This is a genomic window from Endozoicomonas atrinae (assembly GCF_001647025.1).
Lineage (GTDB): Bacteria > Pseudomonadota > Gammaproteobacteria > Pseudomonadales > Endozoicomonadaceae > Endozoicomonas > Endozoicomonas atrinae.
This window is the reverse complement of record NZ_LUKQ02000259.1, coordinates 1-7391: the sequence shown is the minus strand read 5'-3', so window position 1 is coordinate 7391 and position 7391 is coordinate 1. Positions and strand designations below refer to the sequence as shown.

General features: G+C 45.0%; 7 protein-coding genes. 5 read left to right on the top strand and 2 right to left on the bottom strand.

Annotated elements, in window-relative coordinates; translation table 11 throughout:
* The 4 genes from AK963_RS23300 to AK963_RS23285 form a co-directional block, all read left to right on the top strand.
* On the top strand, positions 1-337 hold a 337-nt coding region (locus AK963_RS23300), incomplete at its 5' end, for a virulence factor TspB C-terminal domain-related protein (RefSeq protein ID WP_274520551.1).
* 22 nt (positions 338-359) lie between these two features.
* Positions 360-671, top strand: coding sequence for a DUF2523 family protein (locus tag AK963_RS23295; RefSeq protein ID WP_066017798.1), 312 nt, complete (start codon positions 360-362; stop codon positions 669-671).
* A gap of 147 nt (positions 672-818) precedes the next feature.
* Positions 819-2123 (top strand): zonular occludens toxin domain-containing protein, encoded by a 1305-nt coding sequence (locus tag AK963_RS23290; protein WP_066017797.1) that lies wholly within the window; start codon positions 819-821, stop codon positions 2121-2123.
* Between the two features lie 116 nt (positions 2124-2239).
* Positions 2240-3547 carry a hypothetical protein gene (locus tag AK963_RS23285; RefSeq protein WP_066017796.1) on the top strand — a complete coding sequence of 436 codons (1308 nt, stop codon included), beginning with the start codon at positions 2240-2242 and terminating at the stop codon, positions 3545-3547.
* A 34-nt stretch (positions 3548-3581) separates the two neighbouring features.
* Here AK963_RS23285 and AK963_RS23280 read toward each other — a convergent pair whose 3' ends face one another.
* Together AK963_RS23280 and AK963_RS23275 are read right to left on the bottom strand one after the other, a co-directional pair.
* On the bottom strand, positions 3582-3809 hold the full coding sequence (locus AK963_RS23280) for a hypothetical protein (RefSeq protein WP_066017795.1): 228 nt from the start codon (positions 3807-3809) through the stop codon (positions 3582-3584).
* Between the two features lie 353 nt (positions 3810-4162).
* The gene (locus tag AK963_RS23275) at positions 4163-5941 is read right to left on the bottom strand and encodes a leukocidin family pore-forming toxin (protein WP_175404612.1); all 1779 of its coding nucleotides are present in this window, start codon (positions 5939-5941) and stop codon (positions 4163-4165) included.
* A 1039-nt stretch (positions 5942-6980) separates the two neighbouring features.
* Between AK963_RS23275 and AK963_RS23265 the strand changes: the two genes are divergently transcribed.
* Positions 6981-7235, top strand: a complete 255-nt coding sequence (locus AK963_RS23265) for a hypothetical protein (protein ID WP_083232860.1) — start codon at positions 6981-6983, stop codon at positions 7233-7235.
* The last annotated feature ends 156 nt before the right edge of the window (positions 7236-7391 follow it).

Here is a 7391-nt window from a genome sequence, read left to right as displayed (position 1 = left end):
CGCTATTGCTCGAATGGAGAAGAAGCAGCTGTGCCTCTCGCAATATAACGACGGTGAAATCAGTTCCATCATCAGTAACAACCCAAGCATGTCTCCCTTGGGATCATTACCGGGGGATACGCTGGAAATCCATGTTGAAGACTTTCTGGATACTGAAGAATACGTCACGTCGGATAACCAATGTCCCGATCCCATCAGCTTTACCGTTCTCGGTGCTGAGTTTGAGTTTGCCCTGACTCCATTATGTGACCTGGCTTCCTATATCTCATGGTTCATTCTCTTCGCCACCTGGTTCTCAATGGCGGTGATTCTAGCCAAGTCATTAGGCTCTGGTTAAACAAAAGGAATAGGGGGATATCATGGGCTACATACTTACTTTCATTGTTACCACCATTGTTCCTATCGCATGGCTACTGTTGCGGGGACTTGGTGTAGGCGTGGTCACCTATTTCGGCTTGGATATCATGGTGGATTATCTGGGCGAGCAGATTCAGGCCAATTTTGATGGTATGCCAGTGGCCATGTTCCAGATGCTTTCTCTGCTTGGCATTCCCAAAGCGGTCAATATCGCACTGTCGTTTATCACCGTGATCATGGTGATCAAGGGTGTCTCCTATTTCAATGGACGACCAAAACAAAGCGTTTCCTTCTGGAAAGGCTTTGGTGGCTAGTCCTGAACCACGGGTTGTTAACGCTGTCTATTGAGCCGCAGGAAACGGTGTTCTTTTCCTGAAAAGAACTCGGTTTCCTGCGGAACCCAAAACTAACAGCCATTAACAATCCGCAAGGATGACCACAGGAGAAAAGGGACAAGTGCGATGCTTCACTTCATTACCGGCAGACCAGGTGCCAGCAAAAGCCTGAACTGCTTCAAAACCGTCTGCACCGATAAGAAATACGCTGGCAGACCCAAGTTCTACAACAACATCAAATTGAACCTACTGGACTTTCAGCAGTGCCAGACCTTTCAGGCGTTTTTCTACGACTGTTATCTGCCATCGCTGACCAAGAATCAGAAGTCTGTCATCGCTCCGATGATCCAGCCCATTCATGAACAAAAGCGATTTGTGGAACTCAAGGATGCGCCGTTTCTGGAAGCGGTTTTTAAACAACACGATCCACTGAGGCAATGGCTGAAGTGGGTCAAAATCTGTTATCCCGCTGCACAGGTGCAGAAAGTTTCAGAGATTGAGAAGAACGCTCCTGAAGGTTTGGAACTCACTTTCAAGGATTTCGAGCATCTGAACCTGCACTGGACGCACTTTCCTGATCCTCACCTGTGGTATAACCTGCAAGGCTACTCGGTGCTGGTCATTGATGAGGCACAGGAGTTCTTTCCGGTACGCTCGGGCAAAGACAAAGTCCCATTGTATGCGTCACGCTTTGAAAAACATCGCCATGACAGCTTCGATGTGATTCTGATTACTCAGCACCCGAACTTTCTTGATGTTCATCTGAGAAGGCTCTGTGGACACCATACCCACTACTTCAATTTCTGGGGTTCCTCCAAAGTCACCCGATTCACCTGGGACAAGTGCGTTGACCCTGATGATCACTTTGCCAAGAAAGAAGGGCGCAAGTCCGTCACCGGCAAGCCAAAGAAATACTTCGGGGTCTACTTCTCGGCGTTTGAACACACCCACAAGCTGAGCCTGCCGTCGGTGATCTGGCTGATCCCAATACTGCTCGGTGCTGTCGGCTTTGCACTCTATCTCGGTTACACCACGCTTACCCCTGATCAACCAGGCGAAGCCGCGCCGGCACCAGAACCCTCCGGTTCTCCGCTGCAAGTTGCTGACACCGAGCCTCAAAGCCGTGAGCAGTATCTGGAAGAGCGCAAGCCGAGAATCATCGGCATCACACATACGGCTCCGGTCTACGATCACCTCACCAAACCCCGTTCTTTCCCGAAACCCCAGAACTGTGTGCTCTGGCGGGAAGGCACCCCACAGGAAGTCTGCATCTGTTACTCCCAGCGGGTCACTCGCATGGATGTGCCGGACTACCTGTGCAAAGCCATTGTCCGCAATGGCTACTTTGACGAAACACTCTCGGATAAACGACACGACCGAAACAGTCGCCGCAGCAACCGACGGGAGATCGAGCCCTATGACGAACTCTGAGCCATGCACTGTGCGAGGCTGACACGCGCAGCGCAGCCCGCACAGGCGGACGTTCCTGTAGCACGTCATTAAAAAAGGGTAGTGAAAAACGAAAAGTTATAAAAAGGATTTTTGATATGAAACATTTGGATCGTTATGAACCATCAGAGGATGGTAAAACCACAAATCAACAAGATAAGGGACTCCTGTTTGTTCATCCCAAATTCGGGAAAGTGCAGGATCTCTACCTTGAGAATTTCCAGATCGTCGGGACCTACGTGGATACCTTACGACAACTGTTTAAGGGTGCCATGAATCTGGATTTCCTGACGGATATCGAGGGCTCACTGAGTTTTGGTGAGAAAACTTTCCGCTTCGTTGGCCATGACTGGATACTTGGGAAAAGTGGTAAAGCATCCGGTTATCAGTATCGGCTCCAGAACAATCAACTGGGAGTCATTATCTTCTGCAAAATGTTCCACTCCAAAGCGGAATCCATTGGCTCTCACCTGAAAATAGAATGCTCCCCGTGGTTCCTGGATAACCGATCCCCGAAAAAGGTGGATCAGTTTCTGGCGAACATTGCCAAGAAAGTACTCCGGTGTGCTGAACCCCATTATCCCGCTATTCATCTGGCGGTAGACGTACAGGGGTGGAAACCGGATAACGACCTGTCAGAGAGAATGACCTGTAAATCCAGACGGGTCTCCAACTACTTCGGGATTGATAAAGCGGAATTCACCGTTTCCGATGTCTCCTGTGTTTATGATCGTGCTCAGTCCTTCAAGTTTGGCTCTGCGGGTGCAGTACAGCTGGCAATTTACAACAAGACCATACAGGCAAGGGATATTGATAAATTCGACTACATGGAGCACAAGTGGCAGGAGAGCACCCAACTTGAAGATGGTTCCAGTGGTTATGATCCTGAGTCTGATGTCTTCCGGTTTGAGGTAAGATTCCACCACTCCGTAATCCAGCAATTTGCCCTGGGAACCTGCAATAAAGAAACCGGTGAAATCGGTGTGAAAATGAACACTTACTCTGAGATCATCAAGCATATACAGGCACTCTGGCATTACGGTTTGAGATCCTTCAAGCTCAAGTACAACAGCAACTACCTCGATCCTATCTGGACAATTTTGCTGGAAGATATCGTCTTCAAATACCCTGAATCCGCCTATAAGGACAACCTCCACTACAAGCGGTACTACAAGAAAGCCACGTCTTTCTCCGGTAAGAACTACCAGCTCTATATAGGCAATCTTCTGTCAGCCTGTGCCAGAAAAGGACTTAAGTTCAAAAGGGTGCTCAGGGAGCTACAGGGGAGCGTGATCTGGGATGATATAGCACTGCATTACGAGAAGAAGAACACGACAGAAAACCAGCTTATTGATCGACTACGGGAGTCCTACCAAGAGAGAATATTGATGGGGTACAGCATCTGAATAAGAGAGCAGAAAGGGGATAAACCCCAATCTGTTATTTCTTGGTAGAGCGAGTCGGTTGCTCTGGTGAGGACTGATTTTTCAGGAAGCCGTGAAGGATTTCCAGAATGGCCACCAGTTCCTCAACTTCTGAGTTATAGCTCTCACGGATGACCTTGGTAGTGTATTGGCTAAGTTCTGCGATTTCATGTCGTTTGGCTTCAAGCTGATTCCTGGTCAGATGAATCAAGGTGCAAAGCATTGAGTTAGTGAGTGTTTTCATGATGTTTTACCTCTCTTTTTTGAATGTAATTTGTCCTGGAACGGCGAGAGGGCGAGTCAAAAAAATGTTTTGTCCTTCAGTGGCAACAGATTTTTTTGAGTAAGGACGATGCTGTTCAGAATTGCAATAATTCAAAAAAAGAGGTGGGATGAAAATGATTCTCTTTTAATTTTCAAGCTTAAGCCTTAGCTGAAGTAATTCTAATTCGAGAGGCGATCTTTTCGTTATTAATTGTTTTCTAAGATCCCAATTTGATGTTGAGCAGATTGTTCATGGACTGAATGTTGGGATAAATGAAGCTGTATATAACAGCTTCATCTAACTTATATGAAACTGAGGATATCAAGATGACTTTAATTTGCTTCAAAGCGGGATAGGTAATTGTTCCATCGAGGTGCAGATGGGTTGTCTGCAACCATGATAGCTTGTTGCCCATGGCGAGCTTGGATTACACTACCATCTATGTCTGGTTTTCGGGTTTTTAATTTATCGCCTTCCCAATACCACTTTTGCGCTAAAGAAGTCGTGCAGATGTCCTGAGTCAATTGGTTATGATCATTTACAGTGAGGCAATAACTTGGGTTGACTCGGGAATGGTAACGCTCTGTTCCATCCAGCCCCCACATTTGATTACGCCCACCATGACATGACCTGCCTCCAACTACTCTGCCAGGTTCATCCACGCCTCCAAATACATCCAGACAGAGGTTGTTTTCGTTCAGTGACTGTATGCGTACATTTGCTTCGGGTTGAAATACGGGGTGATCCCAGTCAATATCTATTTCGAATGGCAGAGTATACGTTAGGGTAGAATAACCAAATGGCGCTACTACTGCCCATATACCGCCGTAGCGCGATTGCCCGTAATAAGCCCCTATGCCAACCTTTGATTCTATACGAAAGCGAGTGCTTCCACGCTTATCAGGCATTGCACGGTACAATACGTCGACAGTAGGTACAAAGTTACGGTAGCTAATACTATTAATGAGGTTTTGGTCAAAAATATCACCACCGTAATATACCGGTCTTGAATATGCACAACCAAAGTCAATGTCACCAAAAGCATAATCACAGGTATCGCCATGATCCCATGCGATTTTTGCATGTTTGTTGGCTGTATTGTTCTCAACCCGATATTCGGCGTGACTGATTGTCACTGTTCGTGAGTCCGAAAAACTAAACGATCCTGATGCTCCAGCACCTACTTTGGGGCCAGTCCCATCTATTTCTGCATTAGCTGAAACTGAGGCGCCTATGCTAATACTTTTAGTATAACTTTTAGTTACATTGGGATTTAAATTCTTCGGGGCGTGGTATGAAAGAGTAATATCATTGTCATTAGAAACTGGACGTGATGTGAATTCAAACCGTTGTAATAGTGGTCCTAAACGTGAGTTTCGAACGGGATTAGACTGCCACCATGAATTAATTTCATCTTGCCTGTTTGCCAAGCTTATCCCTGCTCCAGCTCCTCCAGAGTTATTTTCTGACAAAGAAAATCGTACATATTTGGCGTCATCAGTATTAGGGCCATTGATGCTACGCATACGGGTAATTTTATACTCTAGGTTAATCGAAGCATTACCCTCACACAAATCAATTTCATCTGTACTTTCCCAGTCTCTGAGTAGATTACAGGAGAGATTGTTATAAGATAACAAGCGTCTTTGGTTGAGTATTGGCGTATAGCTGTTGCCGGTCACTCCTCGACCAGTTCCTGAAGCAGTATATGCTCTTGAACTGGGTTCGCTCAAAAATAGAGGTTGGCTTTGTTTGTCTATAATTTCTTGTATTATAGCTTGAGTATCAAAAGCCAAGCGTGCAATATCGAGTTCAGTATTGCCTACCGTAGATATTTCTTGGTCAACCTGCGTAGAGCCAAATTGCATAAGATCATGAAATACCATCTCATCCTGATAACGGTAAACTATCGTTGCTGGTGCTGTCGTTCCTGTGCCAAACAGAGCTTTGGTTTTCTCACTTATCTGATTACTGTCATTGAGGGTGGTTGCGTCGACTAGAATAATCCGGCCACGCTTTAGTTCAGCAAACACATCTATATCAACAAGGCTCGAAGCTTCACTTTCGAGATTGATATAAAAAATATTCTGGGCAGCTATCGTACTCGCCATATAGTCACCATACAGGGTGCTCATATGCTTCTGGCGGCTAGTGCTGCATGCAATGTTACACGGATCAGCCAGGCAAGGCGTTGCGCAAAGTACACCTAGTAAAACAGCTGAACATGTACGCGATTTATTCATTAAATGCACCATATGAAGTAATAGATAATGAGTTGTGTAACTCTAAACTCAAACGTATTACCACTGAGTCTCAGCAATTATAGATGTGGATACCTATAATCAGTTGTGGTATGTGTTTTATCGGTATCTTGTACAATATTACTGCATGAGCATTCCAAGCACCTGACTTTCATAGCATCTGCATGGTTGAAGAGGAGTGGTAATCATGAAAATAAACAAACTTGATAGGCGTCTACAGCTTTTGAAGGGAAGTTGAAATAGCATTAAAGATAATTTAAGTGTAAAAACAAAGCCCTCTGAAACAAAATAGAAAGATCCCATGAGAGTAGTAAAGTAAAAGGTGGCGAAGCTGTCAAATTAAAAATACTATATGCTTGTAACTGCTCTATATGATGTGCAGAAATATCCTCTTCTGCATCGAAGTCTATGTTTAGAGTTGGGTGGTTACAGAAAATCGCTTGTGCAGTAAAAAATATTCGAAGATGGTCGCGCTATTTTGGGTGTCCAAAAAGTGTCCGCCAAACTGACCAATAACCACTTTCAACCACCCAGATGGACAGTTTTTATAGAAAATTAATTTTGTAAACTTCTGATAAATAAAAGTTTATTCTAATGCGGTAAGGATTCGAATCCCTCCCTCACCGCCATTATCCCTTCTGTAAGTTCCTGATTTCCCTTTCTAAAATAGCTTATCTTTACGACCATTGTCTTTTTCTGTCAACGAAGTGTCGACGGCGAAAAAATATCCTTGTTTTCTCGGGTTAAAAGCATACTTCTGCCTTAATTCTCTGATATCTCGAAATGCCAGAAACTCATTTCCATCATCTCTGGTTAAGCCTGATAGAGTGCGTCTCACTGTAATATTCAGTACCTGAAAGCCGATAGTAATATCGCTGGATTTCACCAAATGGATATTACAATGACACCCAAGTGTGAGTTTTATCAGGTCTGCCCATTTTTTACTGATAGTCTGGTTGCAGGTATGCCATCGACTGCGAAGCTGCTTAAAGAGAGATATTGCTGCGACGCTTACAGTAAATGTGCTCGTTACCGAGTCACACTGGATGCTGGTGAGCAATACGTGGAAGACAGTCTTTTTCCTAACCATGAAGAAAAAGCTCAGGCTATCATCGCTAGAGTTAAGAGCGGAAAGGGGAGCTGAGGCTCTGGTTTCATAATCAACGGAACAGTTGTCATCACCGATGTAATAAGTCTTCAAAACACCAGTTTAATTTGACCTCCCGATTAACCCTTTTCTGGCCGATTGTTTTCCTGTTGGTATCAAGCAGGGAGCAGCGCCATGACCAATCGAGAGGAC

Excerpts from the sequence above, each read along its gene's own strand:
- AK963_RS23295 (WP_066017798.1), top strand. The coding sequence starts at position 360 with ATGGGCTACATACTTACTTTCATTGTTACCACCATTGTTCCTATCGCA.
- AK963_RS23290 (WP_066017797.1), top strand. The coding sequence starts at position 819 with ATGCTTCACTTCATTACCGGCAGACCAGGTGCCAGCAAAAGCCTGAAC.
- AK963_RS23285 (WP_066017796.1), top strand. The coding sequence starts at position 2,240 with ATGAAACATTTGGATCGTTATGAACCATCAGAGGATGGTAAAACCACA.
- AK963_RS23280 (WP_066017795.1), bottom strand. The coding sequence starts at position 3,809 with ATGAAAACACTCACTAACTCAATGCTTTGCACCTTGATTCATCTGACC.
- AK963_RS23275 (WP_175404612.1), bottom strand. The coding sequence starts at position 5,941 with ATGGCGAGTACGATAGCTGCCCAGAATATTTTTTATATCAATCTCGAA.
- AK963_RS23265 (WP_083232860.1), top strand. The coding sequence starts at position 6,981 with ATGGATATTACAATGACACCCAAGTGTGAGTTTTATCAGGTCTGCCCA.